The 21,562-nt window shown below is 63.9% G+C and carries 18 protein-coding genes; 4 read left to right on the plus strand and 14 right to left on the minus strand.

Features of this window, described 5'->3' with window-relative positions:
- Positions 1–20: 20 nt before the first annotated feature.
- Entirely contained in the window at positions 21–197 is a 177-nt protein-coding gene (locus AC19YT_RS07175) for a hypothetical protein (RefSeq protein ID WP_500610016.1), read from the minus strand.
- Between the two features lie 89 nt (positions 198–286).
- Here AC19YT_RS07175 and AC19YT_RS07180 point away from each other — a divergent pair, with 89 nt between their 5' ends.
- Positions 287–739 carry a DUF4879 domain-containing protein gene (locus AC19YT_RS07180; protein ID WP_500597689.1) on the plus strand — a complete coding sequence of 151 codons (453 nt, stop codon included), beginning with the start codon at positions 287–289 and terminating at the stop codon, positions 737–739.
- Here AC19YT_RS07180 and AC19YT_RS07185 read toward each other — a convergent pair.
- Positions 736–1,968, minus strand: a complete 1,233-nt coding sequence (locus AC19YT_RS07185) for an MFS transporter (RefSeq protein WP_095109410.1) — start codon at positions 1,966–1,968, stop codon at positions 736–738. The genes AC19YT_RS07180 and AC19YT_RS07185 overlap by 4 nt on opposite strands.
- Positions 1,969–2,321: 353 nt before the next feature.
- Between AC19YT_RS07185 and AC19YT_RS07190 the strand changes: the two genes are divergently transcribed.
- Positions 2,322–3,332: an AI-2E family transporter gene (locus tag AC19YT_RS07190; RefSeq protein WP_095109411.1), complete on the plus strand. Its 1,011-nt coding sequence runs from the start codon at positions 2,322–2,324 to the stop codon at positions 3,330–3,332.
- A gap of 87 nt (positions 3,333–3,419) precedes the next feature.
- On the opposite strand, the gene AC19YT_RS07195 is transcribed toward AC19YT_RS07190, so the two are convergent.
- Positions 3,420–4,685, minus strand: coding sequence for an Hsp70 family protein (locus AC19YT_RS07195; RefSeq protein WP_500597691.1), 1,266 nt, complete (start codon positions 4,683–4,685; stop codon positions 3,420–3,422).
- A 272-nt stretch (positions 4,686–4,957) separates the two neighbouring features.
- Between AC19YT_RS07195 and AC19YT_RS07200 the strand changes: the two genes are divergently transcribed.
- On the plus strand, positions 4,958–5,905 hold the full coding sequence (locus AC19YT_RS07200; RefSeq protein WP_095109518.1) for a DnaJ C-terminal domain-containing protein: 948 nt from the start codon (positions 4,958–4,960) through the stop codon (positions 5,903–5,905).
- 361 nt (positions 5,906–6,266) lie between these two features.
- Positions 6,267–11,327, plus strand: a complete 5,061-nt coding sequence (locus AC19YT_RS07205; protein WP_500610017.1) for a dermonecrotic toxin domain-containing protein — start codon at positions 6,267–6,269, stop codon at positions 11,325–11,327.
- A 52-nt stretch (positions 11,328–11,379) separates the two neighbouring features.
- Here the strand turns inward: AC19YT_RS07205 and ureC are convergent, their stop codons facing one another.
- From ureC to urtA, 11 genes are all read right to left on the minus strand, one after another.
- Positions 11,380–13,080 (minus strand): urease subunit alpha, encoded by a 1,701-nt coding sequence (gene ureC / locus AC19YT_RS07210; RefSeq protein WP_500610018.1) that lies wholly within the window; start codon positions 13,078–13,080, stop codon positions 11,380–11,382.
- 161 nt (positions 13,081–13,241) lie between these two features.
- Positions 13,242–13,547 (minus strand): urease subunit beta, encoded by a 306-nt coding sequence (locus AC19YT_RS07215; RefSeq protein ID WP_095109415.1) that lies wholly within the window; start codon positions 13,545–13,547, stop codon positions 13,242–13,244.
- Entirely contained in the window at positions 13,544–14,074 is a 531-nt protein-coding gene (locus AC19YT_RS07220; RefSeq protein WP_500610019.1) for a GNAT family N-acetyltransferase, read from the minus strand. The genes AC19YT_RS07215 and AC19YT_RS07220 overlap by 4 nt, the downstream gene beginning before the upstream one ends.
- Positions 14,071–14,613 (minus strand): GNAT family N-acetyltransferase, encoded by a 543-nt coding sequence (locus AC19YT_RS07225; protein ID WP_500610020.1) that lies wholly within the window; start codon positions 14,611–14,613, stop codon positions 14,071–14,073. Before AC19YT_RS07225 ends, AC19YT_RS07220 begins: the two co-directional genes overlap by 4 nt.
- Positions 14,614–14,621: 8 nt before the next feature.
- Complete coding sequence (gene ureA / locus AC19YT_RS07230) at positions 14,622–14,924, minus strand: urease subunit gamma (protein WP_095109418.1); 303 nt, start codon at positions 14,922–14,924, stop codon at positions 14,622–14,624.
- Positions 14,925–15,010: 86 nt separating this feature from the next.
- Complete coding sequence (locus AC19YT_RS07235; RefSeq protein ID WP_500597700.1) at positions 15,011–15,850, minus strand: urease accessory protein UreD; 840 nt, start codon at positions 15,848–15,850, stop codon at positions 15,011–15,013.
- A 29-nt stretch (positions 15,851–15,879) separates the two neighbouring features.
- The gene (gene urtE / locus AC19YT_RS07240) at positions 15,880–16,578 is read right to left on the minus strand and encodes an urea ABC transporter ATP-binding subunit UrtE (RefSeq protein ID WP_095109420.1); all 699 of its coding nucleotides are present in this window, start codon (positions 16,576–16,578) and stop codon (positions 15,880–15,882) included.
- Positions 16,579–16,656: 78 nt separating this feature from the next.
- Positions 16,657–17,517 (minus strand): urea ABC transporter ATP-binding protein UrtD, encoded by an 861-nt coding sequence (gene urtD / locus AC19YT_RS07245; protein ID WP_500610021.1) that lies wholly within the window; start codon positions 17,515–17,517, stop codon positions 16,657–16,659.
- The gene (gene urtC / locus AC19YT_RS07250) at positions 17,514–18,593 is read right to left on the minus strand and encodes an urea ABC transporter permease subunit UrtC (RefSeq protein WP_095109422.1); all 1,080 of its coding nucleotides are present in this window, start codon (positions 18,591–18,593) and stop codon (positions 17,514–17,516) included. The genes urtD and urtC overlap by 4 nt, the downstream gene beginning before the upstream one ends.
- Positions 18,593–20,095: an urea ABC transporter permease subunit UrtB gene (urtB, locus tag AC19YT_RS07255; protein ID WP_500597704.1), complete on the minus strand. Its 1,503-nt coding sequence runs from the start codon at positions 20,093–20,095 to the stop codon at positions 18,593–18,595. Before urtB ends, urtC begins: the two co-directional genes overlap by 1 nt.
- A gap of 136 nt (positions 20,096–20,231) precedes the next feature.
- Complete coding sequence (gene urtA, locus AC19YT_RS07260; RefSeq protein ID WP_095109424.1) at positions 20,232–21,497, minus strand: urea ABC transporter substrate-binding protein; 1,266 nt, start codon at positions 21,495–21,497, stop codon at positions 20,232–20,234.
- Between the last annotated feature and the right edge of the window lie 65 nt (positions 21,498–21,562).

The following is a 21,562-nucleotide window of genomic DNA, read 5'->3' on the forward strand; positions in this document are numbered from 1 at the left end:
CAGCAGAGGTAGAGTAATGGCTATGCCAGGCGGTTAATGAAGTTGTATTTTTGGCTTTTAAGTTGAAAGTTATTTAATTCAATTGACGGTTTGCCGATGTTTTTGTGGTCCGCTTCTTTGACGGTTGTAGTCGCCGTATGGGGCGTTTGTCGGTTGTGTTTAAGGGCGGTGGGCAGCGGCAAGCGGTCGCCGGGCACCAGGCAAACCCCTGTCGCCGAGTAGCAAGCGGGTTTGGTTTGCCGGGGAGGGGCGGGCATACTGCCATGATGTTTTCTGGGGGCAGTTGATGAACAGCATCAGGCAGTGTTTAGGCGCGATGGCCCTGGCAGCCACGGGGTTATGGGTGTCGGTGGCGGCGGCTGCCCCGGCGGCGCCGTTGAGCCATCTACAGATTTTACGGGTCGAGTCGCCCGCTTGTGGCTTCGAGGACGTTTCCGATGGCCGCGGGCAAACCCGCTGTGACCATGGTGGGGGCTATATCCGGGTGTACGTGATCGAGCAGGGCTACGGCCGTGGCGCCGTGGTGACATTGGACGGCGCCGAGGTGGATGGCACCCGTTCGCCGGTGTGTGCCGACGCCCGGGACAAGCTCGGCGAATGCCCGGTCTCGGGCGCCAAAGTGGTGGGTTACTTGTACGTCATGGACCTGTCGGGCGCACGCGGGGGCAGTTTCAGCTTCAGCAATACGTCTATCAATGTGCCGGGTAATACCCTGTCGGCCGAGCTGTATATCCGCTAACCGTTATGCTCTTCGTGCATGCGGTCGCGGTTGGCCAGGCCCGGGAACAGCTTGATCCACACCCCGGTCACCACCAACGTGCCGACCCCGCCCAATACCACGGCGGGCACGGTGCCCAGCCAATGGGCGGTGACGCCGGACTCGAATTCGCCCAACTGATTCGACGCGCCAATAAACAACCCGTTGACCGCGCTGACCCGCCCGCGCATTTCGTCCGGGGTTTGCAATTGCACGAATGAGGCGCGGATCACCATGCTAATCATGTCCGCCGCCCCCAACACCACCAGCACCGCCAGGGAAAACCAGAACGAGGTAGAAAGGCCGAACGCGATAGTGGCCACGCCGAACACGCCAACGGCGGTGAACATGATGCGCCCCACCTTGCGCTCCACGGCAAAGCGCGCCAGCCACAGCGACATCAGCAGCGCGCCCACCGCCGGCGCCGAGCGCAACAGGCCCAGGCCCCAGGGGCCGGTGAGCAAAATGTCCTTGGCGAACACCGGCAGCAGCGCGGTGGCGCCGCCCAGCAGCACGGCGAACAGGTCCAGGGAGATCGCCCCGAGCACATCCGGGCGGCTGCGGATAAAGCGGATCCCGGCCAGCAGCGAATCGAGGGTGGCTTTGCCCGTGTGCAGCGCCGCTTGGCGTGCGGGCAGGTTGAGCATCAGCAGGCAGGCAATCAGGTACAGCAGCACGGTTGGCCCGTACACCCAGACACTGCCCAGGGCATAGAGCAAACCGCCCACGGCCGGGGCGACGATGGTCGCCGATTGCTGCGCCGACTGCGCCGCCGCCACCGCCCGGGGGAACAGCGCCGCTGGCACGATGCTCGGCAGCAATGCCTGGGTGGCGGGCATTTCAAAGGAGCGCGCGGCGCCGAGGGCGAAGGCCAGGAGGAAGATCATTTCCCGGGTGACGCTGTCGGTGAGGCTGCCCACTGCCAGCGTCAGGGCGATCAACGCCTGCAACGACTGGCACAGCGCGGCGATCTTGCGCCGGTCATAGCGGTCGGCCACATGCCCGGTGTGGAGCATGAACAGCACCCGCGGCGCGAACTCCACCAAACCGACCCAGCCCAGGTCCATCACGTTGCCGGTCAGTTGGTAGAGGTTCCAGCCAATGGCCACGGTGAGCATCTGGAAACCGCTGGCGGTAAACACCCGGGCCAGCCAGAACGCGAGAAACGGGCGATGGTGACGCAGCAACAAGACAGGGGCGTGGGAGGACATCGACGGGCCGGCCTGGACGAGGGGAGGGGCAGATTATCATCAACCTGTAACAAATAGTTGCTGCGCCGGGGCCTGCACAAATCGGTGGGGCGAAGCGCTTTGGCCTCTTTGGCGCACGCAAAGTACCCAGCCATCAGGGCGGAACCTTCAGCCGCCACACTTTAAAAACCTATATCGCCCCCGAAACCACCCAAAACCGCACACCCAGTTAGGTCGATACCCATGCTCATCGTGGGCGAGCCCGCTTCCACAAAAGCCGCGTAGGTGGGGGGTGGCATCGGCAACGGCCCTGTTCCTGATGCCAGAACGCTGGCAGACTGCCAATCCTTTCACGCCGTTTGTTCTGGGGCTTTATGCCAGTGTTTTCGCAGCGTCATCTGTTGTTTATCAGTTGGGTGATTATTTTCGGTGGGTTGTTGCTGGTGCTGCCGTTGCGGCTGCTACCCAGCCTGTTGGCCGGGTTGTTGGTGTTCGAACTGGTCAACATGCTCACCCCGCAGCTGCAACGCCTGATCGAAGGGCGTCGCGCCCGTTGGTTGGCGGTGGCATTGTTGGGCACCCTGGTGGTGAGTGCGCTGAGCTTGATCTTCGCTGGCGCCATCAGCTTTTTGCTCCACGAAGCGGAAAACCCCGGTGCCTCCCTGGACAAGTTCATGGGCGTGGTGAGCAAGGCCCGCGGCCAGTTGCCGCCGTTTATCGACGTTTACCTGCCGGCCAGCGCCGCGGAGTTTCGCGTGGCCATCGGCGATTGGCTGGGCAAGCACCTGAGCGACCTGCAACTGGTGGGCAAAGACGCCGCGCACATGTTTGTCACTCTGCTGATCGGCATGGTGCTGGGCGCGATCATCGCCTTGCAGCGCATTCCCGACCTGACCAAACGCAAGCCCCTGGCCGCGGCCCTGTTCGATCGCCTGCACCTGCTGGTCCAGGCGTTTCGCAACATCGTGTTCGCGCAGATCAAGATTTCCCTGCTCAACACCTTCTTCACCGGGATCTTCCTGGCGGTGGTGCTGCCGATGTTCGGCGTCAAGCTACCGCTGACCAAAACCCTGATTGTGCTGACCTTCCTGCTGGGCCTGTTGCCGGTGATCGGCAACTTGATCTCCAACACCCTGATAACCATCGTCGGCCTGTCGCTGTCGATTTGGGTGGCGGTAGCGGCGCTGGGCTACCTGATCGTGATCCACAAGCTCGAATACTTCCTCAACGCCCGCATCGTCGGCGGGCAGATCAGCGCCAAATCCTGGGAGTTGCTCCTGGCGATGCTGGTGTTTGAGGCCGCATTCGGCCTACCGGGGGTGGTGGCGGGGCCGATCTATTACGCCTATCTGAAAAGTGAACTCAAATTGGCAGGGCTTGTTTAGCCGCGTAGCGGCGGGCTTGTAGCTGCAAGTTTTAGCTGCAAGCGGCAAGTAAGCGCGGTGCGCGCAGCTTGCCACTCAACGCTGCCCCTATCCGTAACGCTTGCTCGCCTCGATCGCCAAGCCGCTGCCAATGCTGCCAAAGATGTTGCCTTCCACATGGCGGGCGTTGGGCAGCATGGCCGCCACGCTTTGGCGCAGGGCGGGGATGCCGCTGGAGCCGCCGGTGAAGAACACGGTGTCGACCTGTGCCACGCCCACGTTGGCGTCGGCCAGCAATTGGCTGACGCTGTTGCGGATGCGTTCGAGTTGGTTGTCGATGGCCGCTTCGAACATCGCCCGGCTCAGTTCCACGCTCAGGCCCGGTTCGATGCGGTCCAGGGGCAGGTGGCGGTGGTCGTCGTGGGTCAGCAAGATCTTGGTTTCTTCCACTTCCATGGCCAGCCAGTGCCCGGCGCGTTGTTCGATCAACTTGAATAAACGGTCGATGCCGCCGGTGTCTTCGATGTCGTAGCGCATGCTGCCCAGGGCCAACTGGGATTTTTGCGCGTACACCGCGTTGATGGTGTGCCACGTCGCCAGGTTCATGTGTTGGCTGGTGGGCATGTAGGCGCCGCTTTTCATCCGGCTGCCGTAGCCGAACAGGGGCATCACGCCGCCCAGGGAAAGCTGCTTGTCGAAATCCGTGCCGCCCACGTGTACGCCGCCGGTGGCGAGGATGTCTTCGTGGCGGTGGTCGTGCTGGCGGCGTTCGGGGGACAGGCGCACCAGGGAGAAGTCCGACGTACCGCCGCCGATGTCGACGATCAGCACCAGCTCTTCGCGCTCAATGGTGGACTCGTAGTCGAACGCCGCGGCGATCGGCTCGTACTGGAACGAAATGTCCTTGAAGCCGATGGCGCGGGCCACGTCCACCAGGGTGTTTTCCGCTTCCTGGTCGGCCATGGGGTCGTCATCGACGAAAAACACCGGGCGGCCCAGCACCACTTCCTCGAACTCGCGCCCGGCGGTGGCCTCGGCGCGCAGCTTGAGCTGGCCGATGAACAGGCCCAGCAGGTCTTTGAACGGCATCGCGGTGCCCAACACGCTGGTGTCGTGCTTAATCAGCTTGGAGCCCAAGAGGCTCTTGAGCGAGCGCATCAGGCGCCCCTCGTAGCCTTCCAGGTACTCGTGCAGGGCGAGGCGGCCGTACACCGGGCGGCGTTCTTCAAAGTTGAAGAACACCACCGAGGGCAGGGTGATCTTGTCGTCCTCCAGCGCGATCAGCGTTTCCATGCCGGGGCGTAGCCAGCCGACAGTGGAGTTGGACGTGCCAAAGTCGATACCGCAGGCACGGGCTGGAGATTCGTTTTTCATGTCTTTCGGGTTCCGGGCAAAAAACGGCCGCGCAGTGTATGCCAGAGCGCCGCGGATGCGTAGGCCGGTTATCTGCTAAATCACGGGATTAAGCGGCCTTGAAAGACTACTCTGTGCCCCAACCTTGCTGTCATGGCTTGGCAGTGGTGCCGCGTTCAGTAGAAACGCCGTGCGCTGCCGATAACTTTTCAAGCGTTGCGCGGCGCCGCCCCGACGGGGTGTGAGCACGACCGCCGCGCCCGCGATATTGATAACGGATGGTGATTCCCGCGATGGACTTCAAAGACTACTACAAGATTCTTGGCGTCGAGCCGACGGCGGACGACAAGACGATCAAAGCCGCGTACCGCAAGTTGGCGCGCAAGTATCACCCTGACGTGAGCAAGGAAAAGGACGCCGAAAGCAAGTTCAAGGACGCCTCCGAGGCCTATGAAGCGCTCAAAAGCGCCGACAAGCGCGCCGAGTACGACGACCTGCGCAAATATGGCCAGCATGGCCAGCCGTTCCAGGGCCCGCCAGGTTGGCAGAGCCGTGGCGGCGCCGGCGGTTTCGGCGGCCAGGACACCGGTGATTTCTCGGACTTTTTCAGTTCGATCTTCGGCTCGCGCGGCGGTGGCTTCAACGCCGGCCAGTCGGGCCGCAGCGCTGGGCGCCGGGGCCAGGACGTAGAGATGGAACTGCCGGTGTTCCTGGAAGAAACCCTGTCGGGGGAGTCGAAGAAGATCAGCTTCCAGATCCCCCAGCACAACGCGGCGGGGCAGCACGTCAGCAACACCAGCAAGAGCCTGAGCGTGAAGATCCCCGTCGGGGTAAGCGATGGCGAACGCATCCGCCTCAAGGGCCAGGGCGCGCCCGGCAGCGGCGGGGCGCCCAATGGCGACCTGTACCTGACCATCCGTTTTGCGCCCCACCCTAAATTTGAGGTCGAGGGCGAAAACCTGGTCATCACCCTGCCGCTGGCGCCGTGGGAACTGGCGTTGGGCGCGGAAGTGGCGGTACCCACCCTGACCGGCAAGATCAACCTTAAGGTCCCGGCCGGCAGCCAGAACGGTCAGCGCATGCGCGCCAAGGGCCACGGTTTGATGAACAAGTCCGGGCAGCGCGGTTATCTGTTCGTGCAGCTCAAGGCCGTGATGCCCAAGCAGGCCAGTGACGAGGTCAAGGCGCTGTGGCAGCAATTGGCCGATAAGGCCGCGTTCAACCCACGCGAGCATTTCTAAGTTCGCGCCACGGCCGCCGATACACAGCCAGCCCCGAACGCCTAGCGCTCGGGGCTTTTTATTGGGTAAGCGAACTAACGGTGTTTTTTTCAACGCCGATCAAAAGCGGTAATTAGTTGTTTTTCTAACTTTAAATATCGAAGGGAAGTTGTGCATTACCCAAGTGCATGAGCAGTTTTTTTCGCGTTTTTTTTGCCAGGGTTATGGCTAGGGTGAAGTTCGACTTTTTTGCTTGGACACTCAGTTAATGTCAGCCCCAATCGATATCAATGTCACCTCTGCAACGTCTTCCGTGCCGGCCTCGTACAAGGGGAGACATTATGGATTCATCGAAAAACAGATCCCTGCCTGGTACAAAAAAATGCGCCCTGGACGCCAACAGGAGCTGCACACCGCGCCCTGGCAGGTAGGGCAGTGGTACACCGGTGCGGCGCCTGCCCTGCGCTCGCGCCTGCATAACCGCCACGAAGTGTTCCGCACGGCCTTGGATGATCTCGAAGCCACCCTGGCAAACCTTCAGGATGTACGGGCGTTTTGTGCGCCGTTGCTGGCTCAGGCGATAACGGAGCACTTCGGCCAGACCCTGGATGTGAACCAGGTGAGCTTCGCCCGCAAATTTCGTCGAGGTGTGGCGGGTGAGAGCTCATTGGGCGGGTTGTTGGTGTTTCAGACGGGCAATGAGTGGCAGGCGGATGACTTTTATATAGGCACCAGCTTGTTGCAAGCCGCACTGGGTAATTTCGAGGCCGTCGATGCTCGGCGCAGTGAATGTGAAGATTGCCGGGTGATTACCCGCTTCAACTTCAATCAGGGTGATATTCAACCGGATCGGGCGGCGGTTCTCGGCCAGCGGGTGGCGATCGAGCCCCACGCCTTCGCCCAACTGTGCCGGGAGTTGGATCTGGGCCGGCGGTATCAGGAACACCTGAAGGCGGTGCTCGCCCCGGCCGATCCGGCCCAGGCGATACGTCTGCGCGACCAAGTGCGGGACAGCCAGCAGCAGATGCTGGCGGTGTACACCCAGGTGGGCTACATGCAGCGTGCCGTGGCCCCGGGCAGCGAAGGGGGGCTGGGCGACGATACCTATCGCATGCTCCAGGAAACCCTGAGCGGCAACACACAGGTGCGCATCAAGGATCGGCCCGTGGTTTACAGCGAGTTGAAGGTGCTGGGGGTGCCGATGAGCGGCATCCTGTTGATCGGCCCCGAGCGCGACGACAGCACGCGAGTGGAGCCGTTGCTGGTGTACATCCCCGGCGACCCGCTGCAACCGTTGCGCGAGTACGACTCCTCCAGCGCCTTTATGGTGGACCTGAGGGAGCGCCTGCATGGGTTCCAATACCGGCGTTTTTTCAGCCGCTTCGTGCCGCTTGGCCAGCAAGGCGAGTTTTTTGCCGCCCTCCAGCGGCAACTGGACCCTCAGTTGCATCACGACAAAGGCGATGACTTCACACCGCTGCCCAAGCGGTTGCCGCTGCATATCGAGGATGTGCCCATCCAGGGGCCGCTATGGAGTTATCTGGCCCAGGCGCAGCTCAACAAGATGCTCACAGATGCCCGGGCCGTGGCGGTGGCGACGGCGGATGCCGACACCCTAGCCCTGATAAAACACCTTGAAGGCTTCGCCAATACCGTCATGGACGTGCTCAACCTGGCTGCGTTCTGGGTGCCCGGCTTGGGCGCGTTGATGATGGCGGTGGGCGCGGGCCAGTTGGCGTCGACGGTTTTCGAGGGCATTGAGGATTGGGAGGACGGCCAGACCCGGCAGATGTGGGCGCACTTCTCCAGCGTGCTGCTCAACCTGGGGGCGGTGGCGACGGGGGCGGTGGTCCTCCCGGCGGTGCGCACCACGCCTTTTGTCGAGGGCATGCAGGTGGTGGAAACCGCCGAAGGCCAGAGCCGTCTGTGGAACCCGAGCATCGATGCCTACGAGCATCCGATAGACCTGCCGCCGACTTCCTACCCCAACGCCGAAGGTTTACATGAGCATTCGGGCAAGACGCTGCTCAAGCTTGAGGGACGTACCCTGGCCTTGAAAAAAGACTCCGTGCCAGGCAGCTACCGCCTCCAACACCCCACCCGGGCCCATGCCTATCAGCCGCGGATCCGCACCAACGGCCACGGCGCCTGGGTGCACGAGGCCGAGCGGCCCCTGGCCTGGCGCCAGCCGCTGTTGATGCGCCGCCTTGGGTTGCCGGGGGGCGAAACCCTGAGTGACGAACAGCTTGAGCAGGTGCGTGTCGTCAGCGGCGTGAGTGAGGACGAGTTACGTCGGGTGCATGTGGAAAGCGAGCCCACTCCAGCCATCGTGCTCGATACCGCTCGCCAGTTTCGCGCCTACGCCGATGCCGTGAAGGTGGGCGAGCAGGTGCGCGGGGCGAAGATGTCCAGCGCCCTTTGCACCTATGCCGCGCAGATGATGACGCAGTTGCCGGGCTGGCCGGCCGGCAAGGCGATTGAAGTGTTCGAGCAGGTGGGCCAGGCGCGCAATGTCATCCGCTATGGCAGCGCCACGGTGCTGCCCGCCGATATCGTGCCCATCAGTCGCCTGGACCTGATGCAGGGGCAATTATCACCGCGGGTGCTGGCCAGCCTGAACGAGGAACAGATCAAGTCGGTCCTGGGTCAGTACGTGCCCCGTGATGCGCTGCAACGCAGTAAAACATTGGACACGCGCCTGGCCGACCACATCGACCAGCACCGCTCGCGCCTGTTCATGGGGCTGTACCTGGCCCAGCAACCCGTCGCCGACCCGCTGGTCCAGAGCTGGCAGCGCTCATTCCCCAGCCTGTCCACTCATCAGGTGCAAGAGTTACTCGCCCAGGCGCTGCCCAGTGAGCTGGCGCAGATTGCCGACACTGGGAAGATCCCCCTGCGCCTGGGCGAGCAAGCGCACCGGATGTTGCGCCAGATGCGTGAAGTGCAGGCCTACGAAGGGTTGTACCTGGATGCCCTGGCCGGCCCGGATACCGAGCGCCTGGTGCTGCACACCCTGGAGGCGTTACCCGGTTGGATCGATAACCTGCGCATTGAAGTGCGCGAAGGCGGCCTGACGGGCGAGTTGCGGGCCGCTTTCGGTTCGCCCAGTGCCGAGAACCGAAAGGTGTTGGTGCGCCTCGCTGATGGTTGCTACCAGGCTTACGACGGCCAGGGAAACCAGTTGCACGGCGTCGATGACCTGTATGCCAGCTTGCAGCACGCCTTGCCGGACAAGCAGCGAACGGCGCTCGGCTCGCCCCATGTGGGGCAAGGCGAGCAACTGCGGGCGTTGATCCAGAAACACGCGCTGCCCCGGGACAAATTGCGCGTGGTACTCAATATGCGTAGTGAGGGGCGCCGCTTCTTCAATGCACCGCAGCGCCTGCCCGGCGGGCGATTGGGCTACCCGCTGGCGGGAGGCGGGGGGACCGATTGGGAAGAGGTCCTCCACTCAAGAGTGCAGACCCTCTACCCGCGAATGACCGAGGAACAGCGTCGAGCGTTTATCCTGCACCGCGGTGTGACCAGCGATGAGTGGCTTGTGGGCCTGGAGCAAGACTACAAGCGCTTGGTGCATAGGCTAGGTGTCTGGGCCCATCAAGACATTGAAGGGGTGGGCGCCAAGGGCAGTGAAGAATATACGCAGGCACGACAAGCCAGGCGAAGAGTCGCCAAGGCCATCAAGGACGCCTGGCAGATGATTGGACCGCAGTATTACAGCCCCACCGAGGGCCTGATTGGCATGGAGCTCTCGCTGTCGCAGGAGAGCCTCGCAGGCCAGCTCTCGACCCTGCCGGTGCTGGACGTCAACTTGGACCATGTACTGAGCGTCGATCTGTCGCAGACCGGGATCAGCGATGCGGACATCGGGACCTTCCTGCACAACTTCCCCAAGCTGCGCGATCTCAACCTGGAGGGCAACGAGTTGACCGCCTTGCCCCAGGCGCTGGCCGGCATGCGCCAGTTACGGGTCTTGAGCCTGTCGGATAACGACATCACCCTCACCCTCGATTCCCAGGCCATGCTCAAGCAACTCGGCTACCTGTTCATCCTCGAACTGGGGGGCAACCCCCTTGAGCTGTCGCCAGACATCAGCCGCATGCCAGGCCTGGAGCTGCTGTCCCTGCCCGATACGGGCCTCGACACCTGGCCCACCGGCATATTCGCGCAACCGCGGGCGCGAACGTTTCAGCTGGACCTGAGCTACAACCCCATCGAGCGTATCCCCGAGGTTGCCCCCGGCTCCGACCGGGCTCAGGTCCTGGCCCGCAGCCAACTGAGCCGGGAAAACCTGTCGCCTGCCAATGAGCGGCAGATGCGCCTCTACATCGAGTCGGTAGGGCTCGATCCGAACCGGCGTTTCTCACCCCGAGGGCAACTGGACAGTGGCCATTGGCGCTATGGCCTGAGCGCGGATCAATGGCTGGACAAGCAGCCGATCTGGAATGCGGTGGAAGAGTCGCTGGGCAGCGAGCACTTTTTTGATGAGCTGCGCAAACTCTCCCAACTGATTGACGGTGTACCCAGCCTTAGGCCCGACCTGACGACCAAGGTCTGGCGCATGCTGGAGGCGATGCAAGGTAATACGCAACTGCGTGAAAAACTGTTTCTCATGGCGGCGTTCCCTACCAATTGCGTAGACGCCGGGGCGCAGTTGTTCAATGCCATGGGGGTGGAAGTGATGCTGCACGAAGCCTATGCAATCCCCAGCAAGTCCTTCGCCACCCTGGAAGTTTTCGAGCTGGCCAAGGGTAAGTCGCGCCTTGACGAACTGGGGCGCATCGCCCATCGCAGGGTGAGCGAGTTGCAAGACGAGGGGCGCCACTTCCCCGAATACGACGATGAGGGCGCCTTGGTCCAGCGTTACGACGCCCAGGGGCGCGGGGTCAAATCCATCGACGAAGTGGAAATCCACCTGGCCTACGCTACCGCCCTGGCCGACCCCTTGGACCTGCCCTGGCAAACCCGGGAAATGCAGTTCAATGAGCCGGATGTGACACCGGCCATGATCGAATCGGCGCGGACCCGGGTGCTGGCCCTGGAGGAGGGTGACCAACTGCGCGACAGCGTGATCGAGCAGCAGTTCTGGTGCGAGTACCTAGAAGGCCTCTACCCCGATTCGTACAAAGACCTGGGCGGCAAGAGCCATGCGCTGAGCGACTTGCAAGTGGCGCGCGCGACGTTGGCCGACGACGGCAACCTGGCAGACGCGGAAAAGGCCCGCCTGCGCCAAACCATCGAGTCATCGGCCAAGGTGCTGGGCAAGACCGTGGACCGCCGATGGTTCGAGCACCCCATGAGCGCGCAGGAGTACGAAGAAGCATTCAGGAGCCTGGGCGTGCAATTCATGCAAGTGCACAGAGCCCTGACCGACAAAATCATGGGCCGCAGCGCCGCCAGCCACGACGAGCCCCCTTTGGTACATCCCATCATCGTCCCTTGAGGCCAAGGCCTGGGCGCCGACTTTCGGGGCAGCGCCCATAGGGGAGATGCCCTCAAAACAGAAAATAGCGCTGGGCCATGGGCAGCACATCCGCCGGTTCGCACCACAGCAGCACGCCGTCGGCCTTGACCTGGTAGGTCTGCGGGTCGACGTCGATGTGGGGCAGGTAGTCGTTGTGGATCAGGTCGGTTTTGCGCACGTTGCGGCAGCCCCGAACCACGGCGATTTTCTTTTGCAGCCCCAGGGCTTCGGGCAACCCGGCGTCCAGCGCTGCCTGGCTGATGAAGGTCAGGCAGGTGGCGTGCCGCGAGCTGCCGTAGCTGGCGAACATCGGCCGGTAGTGCACCGGTTGCGGCGTGGGGATCGAGGCGTTGGCGTCGCCCATCAGGCTGGCGGCGATGGCGCCGCCCTTGAGGATCAGCGTCGGCTTGACCCCGAAAAACGCCGGGCGCCAGAGCACCAGGTCGGCCCATTTGCCCACTTCCACCGAGCCCACTTCATGGCTGATGCCGTGGGTGATCGCCGGGTTGATGGTGTACTTGGCGATGTAGCGCTTGGCCCGGAAATTGTCGTTGCCCGCGCCGTCGCCCGGCAGCGGGCCACGCTGTTTTTTCATCTTGTCGGCGGTTTGCCAGGTGCGCGTGATGACCTCGCCGACCCGGCCCATGGCTTGGCTGTCGGAGCTAATCATGGAGAACGCGCCGAGGTCGTGGAGGATGTCTTCGGCGGCGATGGTTTCGCGGCGGATGCGGCTTTCGGCAAAGGCCACGTCTTCGGCGATGCTCGGGTCCAAATGGTGGCAAACCATGAGCATGTCCAAGTGCTCGTCGATGGTGTTGCGGGTGAACGGCCGCGTCGGGTTGGTGGAGCTGGGCAGCACATTGGCCAGGCCACAGGCCTTGATGATGTCCGGCGCGTGGCCGCCGCCGGCGCCTTCGGTGTGGTAGGTGTGGATGGTGCGGCCCTTGAACGCGGCGAGGGTGGTTTCCACGAAGCCCGACTCATTGAGGGTGTCGGTGTGGATCGCCACCTGCACATCGAACTGGTCGGCCACGCTCAGGCAGTTGTCGATGCTCGCCGGCGTGGTGCCCCAGTCTTCGTGGAGCTTGAGGCCGATGGCGCCGGCGCGGACTTGCTCGATCAGCGGCTCGGGCAGGCTGGCGTTGCCCTTGCCGGTGAGGCCGATGTTCATGGGGAAGGCGTCGGCGGCCTGGAGCATGCGCGCCAGGTGCCACGGCCCCGGCGTGCAAGTGGTGGCGTTGGTGCCGGTGGCCGGCCCCGTGCCGCCGCCGATCATGGTGGTCACGCCGCTCATCAGCGCCTCTTCGATCTGCTGCGGGCAGATGAAGTGGATGTGGGTATCGACGCCACCGGCGGTGAGGATCATGCCCTCACCGGCAATCACCTCGGTGCTGGCGCCGACGGCGATGGTCACATTGGGCTGGATGTCCGGGTTGCCGGCCTTGCCGATGGCGGCGATGCGCCCGTCCTTGAGGCCGACGTCGGCTTTGACGATGCCCCAGTGGTCGATAATCAGCGCATTGGTGATAAGGGTGTCCACCACCTCGGCGGCCAGCAACTGGCTCTGGCCCTGGCCGTCACGGATCACCTTGCCACCGCCGAATTTCACTTCCTCGCCATAGGTGGTGAAGTCCTGCTCCACCTCCACCCACAACTCGGTGTCGGCCAGGCGCACCTTATCGCCCACGGTGGGGCCGTACATATCGGCGTAGGCTTGGCGGGAAATTTTCATAGATAAATTCCTGGGGTTAGCTGCAAGTTTTTAGCTGCAAGCGGCAAGTAAAAGCGGAGCGTCGCGGCAAGTTTTCAGCGGCCAGCTTCAAATAAAAAGCAACGTGAGAGCGCCGCGTACTGCGCTTTCTTGCCGCTTGAAGCTTGCCGCTGAAAGCTGCCCTACAGGGGCCCCATTACCCGCCCGGCAAACCCGAACACTCGCCGCGCGCCGCCCAGCTCGACCAGTTCGACGCTGCGGCGTTGCCCCGGCTCGAAACGCACGGCAGTGCCTGCCGGGATGTTCAGGCGCATGCCACGGCTGGCGGCGCGGTCGAAGGTGAGGGCGTCGTTGGTTTCGAAAAAATGGTAGTGCGAGCCGACCTGGATCGGCCGGTCGCCGCTGTTGGCCACGGTCAGGGTCAGGGTGCGGCGCCCGGCGTTGAGTTCGATATCGCCGGGTTGGATCAGGTATTGGCCAGGAATCATGCCGCAGGCCCCAGGGTCTTGAAGTAAATGGCGGTCGGGCTGTAGCGCCCGTCCGGGCTTTGGCAGTAGTCGGGCAACTCGCCCACCTTGGTGTAATGCAACGCCTGGTAGAAGGCTTCGGCCGGTGAGCCGGCCTCGGTGTCCAGGTACAGCAGGCCACGCCGCTGCTGGTGCGCGGCCTGCTCCAGGGTGCGCATCAGTTGCTGGCCCAGGCCATGGCGGCGGGCGTGGCTGTGCACCAGCAGTTTTTGCACCTCGGCGCGGTGGCGGCCGTTGGCTTTCTGGCACAGGGCCAACTGCACGCTGGCGACCACCCGCTCATCGCGCAACACCACCCACAGCAGCAGGCTGGCGTCTTCGATGCTGGCCTGCACACTGGCGAAGTAATCGCGGGCCTGGGCCTCGTCCAGGTCAGCCATGAAGCCGACCGATGCGCCATGGGCGACGGCGTCGAGCAGCAGTTCCACCAGGCCCTGGCGGTAGTAGGCGAAGCTTTCGGCGTTGACTTGGCGTACCTGGGCGGTCATGGCGCGGCCTCCTGGGCGTTGGCCGGCGGCGGGGCGCCGGGGTTGAGGATCAGTTGCATAAAGGTCAGGTCCAGCCAGCGGCCGAACTTGACCCCCACTTGCGGCATCTGCCCGGTGGTGACGAAGCCCTGGCGTTCATGCAGGCGGATCGAGGCGGCGTTGCCGCTTTCGATGGCGGCGACCAGCACGTGTTTGCCGCAGCTTCTGGCGCGTTCGATCAGCGCCGCCATCAACTGTGGGCCGAGGCCGTTGCCGCGTTGGTCGCTGCGCACGTACACCGAATGCTCGACGCTGTGGCGAAAGCCCTCGAACGGCCGCCAGTCGCCGAAGGAGGCGTAGCCCAGCACGCTGTCGTCGGCGTCGGCGATCACCAGGATCGGGTAGCCCTGGGCCTGGCGCGCGCTGAACCAGGCCTGGCGGTTGCCCAGGTCCACCGGCTGGTCGTTCCAGATCGCCGTGGTGTTGAGCACGGCGTCGTTGTAGATGTCGCGCAGCGCCGGCAGGTCGGCGTGCACCGCGTCGCGGATGCGGTAGGTCATGGTGCGCCTCAGGCGATGGGTTGGTGGACGGTGACCAGTTTGGTGCCGTCGGGGAACGTGGCTTCGACCTGGATCTCGGGGATCATTTCGGCGATGCCGGGCATCACCTGGTCGCGGCCGAGCAGGGTGGTGCCGTAGTGCATCAACTCGGCCACGGTCTGCCCGTCACGGGCGCCTTCGAGCAGCGCCGCCGAGATGTAGGCGATGGCTTCCGGGTAGTTGAGTTTCACCCCCCGGGCCAGGCGCCGCTCGGCCACCAGGCCGGCGGTGAAAATCAGCAGTTTGTCTTTTTCGCGTGGGGTCAGGTCCATGGCGGTTCCGTCAAAAAGTGTTCAGTTGGCTGCGCAGCGGTGTGGGCGTTCGGCTCCCACAGCACCCACCCTGATAAAACCCTTGTTCATGTGGCCCAGATCCTCGGGGCCACGGCTTCGCGGCCCAGCAGGGCGGGGCGCAGCAGTTTCCATAAATCGATCAGCCAGTTGCGCGCCAGCAGTGCTTCGCCGGCCAGGCAGCGGGCCACCAGCAGGCCGGGCAATTGGGTCAGGTCGCCGCGCACGGCGTTGGGCAATGAGCGGCAGGCGTGCAGCAGGTCGCTGTCGATCTCGCCGGTGGCCAGCAGGGTGGCGAACACCGGTTGCCCGTCCAGGCCGATGGGCGAGTCGAGCAAACCGTCGTCGCCCTCGATGCGCAGGCGTTCGTGCCACAGCAACCGGCCGTCGCGGCGGATATCCAGGTGGGCCTGCAAGTGCCCCAGGTCGAAACGTTCGCCACTGGCCGGGCGCCCCAGCGCCACCACGTCCCAGTAGAACAACCGGGCGTCGCCGTGCAGTTCGATGCGGGTGTGCAGTTCGGCTTGGGCGGCGCTGAACACGATGGTTTCCTGGGGCAGCCATTCCAGGGTGGCGCCCGTCTCGACCTGCAAATGCAGGCTCTGGTAGGCCGGGCTCGCTGCGCGATACCACTTGGCCGCGCCGGGGCTGGTGAGCTGGGCCCAGGCGTGGGCGCCGACGTGGGCGCGGATGGCCAGGCGATCACCGCCGGCAATCCCGCCGGGCGGGTGCACGATGATGTGTTGGCACACCTGGGGGCCTTCGGCGTACAGGTGTTTTTGCACCCGCAGCGGGCCGAGGTGGCGGCGCAGGGTCGGGCGCGTGCTGTCGCCAAAACGCGCGTAGCCCAGCTCCAGTTCGGCGTGCCAACTGGGGGTGAACAGGGCGGTGGGGGCGGGCAGGTTCATGGTCTGGGCTTGGCTCGGTTGGCAGCAGGTTAGATGGTAACCAGGCCGCGTACACCCTCGGCTTGCATATTTTCGCCACGGCCCTGCTGCACGATCTCGCCCCGGGACATCACCAGGTACTGGTCGGCCAGTTCGGCGGCGAAGTCGTAGAACTGTTCCACCAGCAGGATCGCCATGTCGCCCCGGGCTGCCAGTTGCGCGATGACGGCGCCGATTTCCTTGATGACCGAGGGCTGGATGCCTTCGGTGGGCTCGTCGAGGATCAGCAAGCGCGGGCGGCTGGCCAGCGCCCGGCCAATGGCCAGTTGTTGTTGCTGCCCGCCCGAGAGGTCGCCGCCGCGGCGTTGTTTCATTTGCAGCAGCACCGGGAACAGTTCGTAGATAAAGGCCGGCACCTCTTTGGCCTCGCTGGCGGGAAAGCGCGAAAGGCCCATCAGCAGGTTTTCTTCCACGCTCAGCCGGCCGAAAATCTCCCGGCCCTGGGGCACATAGGCGATGCCTGCGTGTACCCGTTGGTGCGGCTTGAGCCCGGTGATCGGCTGGCCCTCCCACCGCACCGCCCCTTCCTTGGCGGGCAACAGGCCCATCAGGCACTTGAGCAGGGTGGTCTTGCCCACGCCGTTGCGCCCCAGCAGGCACGTGACCTCACCGACCTTCGCCTCAAAAGACAGCCCCCGCAGGATATGGCTGCCGCCGTAGAACTGATGCAACTGATCGACTTGCAACATATAGGCGTTCCTAGTGATTGAGCTGTAAGTAAGAGCAAACGCAAAAAAAACAGCCCCGCCCCTAACTTGCCGCTGCTCTCATCTTCCTAAATAAACTTCGATGACCCTGTCGTCGGCCTGTACCTGCGCCAGCGAGCCCTCGGCCAACACCGCGCCCTGGTGCAGCACGGTGACGTGGTCGGCAATCGCGCCGACAAAGCCCATGTCGTGTTCCACCACCATCAGCGAGTGTTTGCCCGCCAGGCGTTTGAACAGCTCGGCGGTGAATTCGGTTTCGGCGTCGGTCATGCCCGCCACCGGTTCGTCGAGCAGCAGCAGTTGCGGGTCTTGCATCAGCAGCATGCCGATTTCCAGGAACTGTTTCTGGCCGTGGGATAAAAGCCCCGCCGGGCGATGCACCGAGGTGCTGAGGCCGATGGTGTCGAGCACTTCGCCGATGCGCTCGCGTTGTTCGCCACTGAGGCGCGCGCGCAGGCTGGCCCATACGGATTTATCGGTTTTCTGTGCCAGTTCCAGGTTCTCGAACACGCTCAAGGCCTCGAACACCGTGGGTTTCTGGAACTTGCGCCCGATGCCGGCCTGGGCGATCTGCACTTCGTTCATGTGGGTCAGGTCCAGGGTTTCGCCGAACCAGGCCTGGCCGTGGCTGGGGCGGGTCTTGCCGGTGATGACGTCCATCAGGGTGGTTTTGCCGGCGCCGTTGGGGCCGATGATGCAGCGCAGTTCGCCGACGCCGATGTACAGGCTCAGGGCATTGAGGGCCTTGAAGCCGTCGAAGCTGACGCTGATGTCTTCCAGGGTCAGGATCGTGCCGTGGCGGGTGTTCAGGCCCTTGCCCGCCGCTTGGCCCAGGCCGATGGCGTCGCGGCTGCTGCCGGCGTCCTTGTTCGCGTCGAGGATAGGTTCAAGCATGAATTGCGCGGTGGCCGTGACGCTCATTGTTCGCCCCTTTTTTTCAGCAGCCCGATCACACCCCGGGGCAGGTACAGGGTGACGAGGATGAACAGCGCCCCAAGGAAGAACAGCCAGTATTCGGGGAAGGCCACGGTGAACCAGCTCTTCATGCCGTTGACCAGCCCGGCGCCCAGCAGCGGGCCGATCAGGCTGCCACGCCCGCCGAGGGCCACCCACACGGCGGCTTCGATGGAGTTGGTGGGCGACATTTCGCCGGGGTTGATGATGCCCACTTGCGGCACGTACAGCGCCCCGGCCAGGCCACACAACACCGCGCTCAACACCCAGACGAACAGCTTGAAGCCGCGCGGGTCGTAGCCGCAGAACATCAGGCGGTTTTCCGCGTCGCGCAGGGCCGTCAGCACACGGCCGAACTTGCTCTGCGCCAGGCGCCAGCCGAGCCACAGGCTGGCCACCAGCAACAGCACGGTGGCGCCGAACAGGGCCGCCCGGGTGCCGGGCTCGGTAATGCCAAAACCCAGGATCGTGCGGAAGTTGGTGAAGCCGTTGTTGCCGCCAAACCCGGTTTCGTTGCGAAAAAACAGGAGCATGCCGGCGAAGGTCAGGGCCTGGGTCATGATCGAGAAGTACACGCCCTTGATCCGCGAGCGGAACGCGAAAAAGCCGAACACCAGCGCCAGCAGCCCCGGCGCCAATACCACCAGGCACAAGGCCCAGAGGAAGTGGTCGGTGCCGGCCCAGTACCAGGGCAGTTCGTTCCACGACAAAAAGGTCATGAACGCCGGCAAGCCGTCGCCCGAGGCCTGGCGCATCAGGTACATGCCCATGGCGTAGCCGCCCAGGGCGAAGAACAGGCCGTGGCCCAGGGACAGCATGCCGGCATAGCCCCACACGAGGTCCAGGGCCAGGGCGACGATGGCGTAGCAGAGGATTTTGCCCACCAGGGTCAGGGTGTACGCCGAGACATGCAGGGCATGCTCCGGCGCCAACAGCGACAGCACAGGCAGGGCCAGCAGCGCCAGCAACACCACGGTGCCCACCAGGGCAGTGACCTTGGGGCCGGCCTTTTGGCTGGCGGTCAGTAATAAAGGCTGGTTCATCAGTCGATCACCCGTCCTTTGAGCGCGAAGAGGCCTTGCGGACGTTTCTGGATAAACAGAATTATCAGCGCGAGGATCAGGATCTTGCCCAGCACCGCGCCGATCTGCGGTTCCAGGATTTTATTGGCGATGCCCAGGCCGAACGCGGCCATGACGCTGCCGGCCAACTGGCCGACGCCACCGAGCACCACCACCAGAAAGGAGTCGATGATGTAGCTCTGGCCCAGGTCCGGGCCGACATTGCCGACCTGGCTCAGGGCCACGCCGCCGAGGCCAGCGATGCCCGAGCCCAGGCCAAAGGCGAGCATGTCCACACGCCCGGTGGGCACGCCGCAGCAGGCAGCCATGCTGCGGTTCTGGGTGACGGCGCGCACGTTCAGGCCCAGGCGCGTTTTGTTGAGCAGCAGCCAGGTGAGCGCCACCACGCACAGGGCGAAGGCGATGATGACGAGGCGGTTGTAGGGCAGCACCAGGTTGGGCAGCACCTGCACGCCGCCGGAGAGCCACGCCGGGTTGGCCACTTCGACGTTCTGCGCGCCGAACAGCAGGCGCACCAGTTGGATCAGCATCAGGCTGATGCCCCAGGTGGCGAGCAGGGTTTCCAGGGGCCGGCCGTAGAGGTGGCGGATCACCGTGCGTTCCAGGGCCATGCCGATGGCGGCGGTGACGAAAAACGCCACGGGCAGCGCGAGCAACGGGTAGAACGCTATGGCTTCGGGCGCCCAGCGCTGCATCAGCCATTGCACGCCGTAGGTGGCGTAGGCGCCGAGCATCAGCATCTCGCCGTGGGCCATGTTGATGACCCCCAGCAGGCCGAAGGTGATCGCCAGCCCCAGGGCCGCCAGCAGCAGGATCGAGCCCAGGGACAAACCGCTGAAGGCCTGGCCGAGCACTTCGCCCAGCAGCAGTTTGCGCTTGACCTGGGCCAGGCTGGTTTCGGCGGCGGTGCGCACCGCGGCGTCGTTTTCTACGCCGGGTTCCAACAACGTTTCAAGGCGCGTGCGGGCCAAGGGGTCGCCGGTTTCCCCCAGCAGGCGCACGGCGGCCAGGCGCACCGCCGGGTTGGCGTCCACCAGTTGCAGGTTGGCCAGGGCCAGGCTCAGGGCGGCGTGGACGTCGTCATCCTGCTCGGCGGCCAGTTGCCGGTCGAGCCAGGCCAGTTGCGCGGGCGTGGCGCTTTTTTGCAGTTGCCGGGCGGCGGCCAGACGCAGCGTGGCGTCGTTGGTGAGCAGTTGATGGCTGGCGCGGGCGGTGTCGATCAGGCCGCGCAGGCGATTGTTCAGGCGCAGGGTTTTGGGCTGGCCGTCCACGGTCAGCGTGCCCTGCTGGAGGCTGTCGAGCAGGGGCCCGCGTGCAGGCTCAGGCTGCGCCGCCCAGGCTTGCAGCAAGCGGGCCTGTTGCGCCGGGTTGGCGCCGGCAAAGTCCTCGGCCTCGCCGGCGTGCGCGGCCAGGGGCAGCAGCAGGGCGAGGGCGAGCAGAACGCGGTAAAGGGCAGTGGGCATAGTCAACAACCTTGCAGGGAACCGGGTGGGAATAAGCCTGAGAGCAAGGGCCAGCGGGACTGCGTGGGAGCGGGCAGGCCCGCTCCCACATAAGCCCTTCCCACACAACCTTTGCCTCGCCAATCAGCGGCTGCACTCAGTTGCTCTTGACCGCATAGTCCGGCTTCTTGTCGTTGCCCGGGATGTACGGGCTCCACGGTTGGGCGCGGATCGGGCCTTCGGTTTGCCACACCACGGAGAACTGCCCGTCGTTCTGGATCTCGCCGATCATCACGGGTTTGTGCAGGTGATGGTTGCTCTTGTCCATGGTCAGGGTGTAGCCCGACGGGGCGGCGAAGGTTTGCCCGCCGAGGGCTTCGCGGACTTTGTCGACGTCGGTGGACTTGGCTTTTTCCGCGGCCTGGGCCCACATGTGGATGCCCACATAGGTGGCTTCCATCGGGTCGTTGGTCACGGCTTTGTCGGCGCCCGGCAGGTTCTTGGCCTTGGCGTAGGCTTTCCACGCGGCGACGAATTTTTCGTTGGCCGGGTTTTCTACCGACTGGAAGTAGTTCCACGCCGCGAGGTTGCCCACCAGCGGTTGGGTGTCAATGCCGCGCAGTTCTTCTTCGCCCACCGAGAAAGCCACCACCGGCACCTCTGTGGCCTTGAGGCCCTGGTTGGCCAGTTCCTTGTAGAACGGCACGTTGGAGTCGCCATTGACGGTGGAGATCACGGCGGTCTTGCCGCCGGCAGAGAACTTTTTGATGTTGGCGACGATGGTTTGGTAGTCGCTGTGGCCGAATGGCGTGTAGACCTCTTCGATGTCCTTGGCGGCCACGCCTTTGGCCTGCAGGAAGGCGCGCAGGATCTTGTTGGTGGTGCGCGGGTAGACGTAGTCGGTGCCCAGCAGGAAGTAGCGCTTGGCGCCACCGCCTTCTTCGCTCATCAGGTATTCCACCGCCGGGATCGCTTGCTGGTTGGGCGCGGCACCGGTGTAGAAGACGTTGGGTGACATCTCTTCGCCCTCGTACTGCACCGGGTAGAACAGCAGGCCATTGAGTTCCTCGAACACCGGCAACACGGATTTGCGCGACACCGAGGTCCAGCAGCCGAACACCACGGCGACCTTGTCCTGGGTCAGCAATTGGCGGCCCTTTTCCGCGAATAGCGGCCAATTGGAGGCCGGGTCCACCACCACCGCTTCGAGCATCTTGCCGTTCACTCCGCCCTTGGCGTTGATCTCGTCGATGGTCATCAGGGCCATGTCTTTGAGGGAGGTTTCGGAGATCGCCATGGTGCCGGACAACGAATGCAGGATCCCGACCTTGATGGTCTCGGCGGCCTGGACGGTCCAGGTCATGCCCATGGCGGCAATCGATGCCGACAGGGTGAAAGCCTTGAGCAAGCTACGACGCTTCATTGTGCGATCTCCGTGATCTCGAATTTTTTAAAGGGGCGGACAGCAACGCTGCAAGGCCTTTTGCA

The organism is Pseudomonas sp. MF08875 (genome assembly GCF_059862525.1).